This window comes from Massilia sp. TSP1-1-2 (genome assembly GCF_049896185.1).
Lineage (GTDB): Bacteria > Pseudomonadota > Gammaproteobacteria > Burkholderiales > Burkholderiaceae_D > Telluria_A.
The window spans coordinates 1-1084 of sequence record NZ_JAFCTU010000118.1; the positions used below are offsets into that span (position 1 = coordinate 1).

General features: G+C 61.6%; 1 protein-coding gene. It reads right to left on the reverse strand.

Annotated features, from left to right (window positions below):
• Positions 1-203 precede the first annotated feature (203 nt).
• Positions 204-1067, reverse strand: coding sequence for a glutamate racemase (gene murI / locus ACP7BV_RS27170; RefSeq protein WP_426108018.1), 864 nt, complete (start codon positions 1065-1067; stop codon positions 204-206).
• Positions 1068-1084 lie beyond the last annotated feature (17 nt).

Sequence of the window (1084 nt, forward strand, 5' to 3'; positions counted from 1 at the left end):
ATCCACCGACAACGGAGTCGACAAGCTGCAAGTCGCTGGCACCGTGAGCGCCCAGGACACCATCAGCGCCACAAAAAACAGGAATCACAATCCTGGACTCTACCAACTGAGCTACAGCCACCACTGATTTACTATTTTGTCCGTATGCTTCCCAGACAGCTAGCGATTATACAAACTTTGTCGGCAACTGGCAAATCAAAATGCTAGTGCGCGTCCGGAATTGCCAAATCTTTTTCGATTCGCAGCTCTTTTACCACGGGAACCAGTCCAAGCAAGCTTGAAAACGCCGCCGACAGCGCAGTTCCGCTTGCCGTCGTGAATGCCTTGAGCGTGGCCGGCGTGCCGCTTTCCGGGCGCAGGCACGCGTTTGAAGCGAGCAGGCGAGCCAGCTGGCGCGCTACGGCGTCGCCCGTATCGATCAGCACCACATCGTGCCGGCCGGCTTTGGCCAAGATGCTTTCGATGCTGGCGCGCACAAAAGGGTAGTGGGTGCAGCCCAGGACGACCGTGTCGACGCCCTTGGCAAGCAGCGGAAGTAGATAGCCTTCGAGCATGACGCGCGTGGCGCCGGAATCGCATTCGCCCAGCTCGATCTGGTCGACCAGGCCCGGGCAACCCTGCAGCAGAAACTTGGCGCCGCTGGCGTTGCTGACCTGGTCGCGCAGCAGCAGGAATTTTGCGCCGGCCAATGTCACATCGGTGGCCAGCACCGCGACCTGGCCGTTGCGGCTGGCAGCTGCGGCAGGTTTCAAGCCCGGTTCCACGCCCACCAGCGGCAGGTTGGGGTAATACGCGCGCAACAGCTTGATCGCCGCCACGGTGGCGGTATTGCAAGCCACCACCAGCGCCTTGGCTCCCTGCCCGACCAAGAACTGCGCGATTGCCAGCGAACGCTCGGCGACCACGTGTTCCGGCTTGGCGCCGTAGGGCGCATAGCCGGTGTCGGCCAGGTAGATCAAGTTTTCATGCGGCAGTTGCGCCTGGATATGGCGCAGCACCGACATCCCGCCCACGCCCGAATCGAACACGCCGATCGGGGCGTCAAGCAAAGGCGAGGCGCTCGTCATGGATCAGGCGGCAATGA

What these genes read in the sequence shown, in the direction of transcription:
- murI (WP_426108018.1), bottom strand. Translation starts at nt 1,067, where the DNA reads ATGACGAGCGCCTCGCCTTTGCTTGACGCCCCGATCGGCGTGTTCGAT.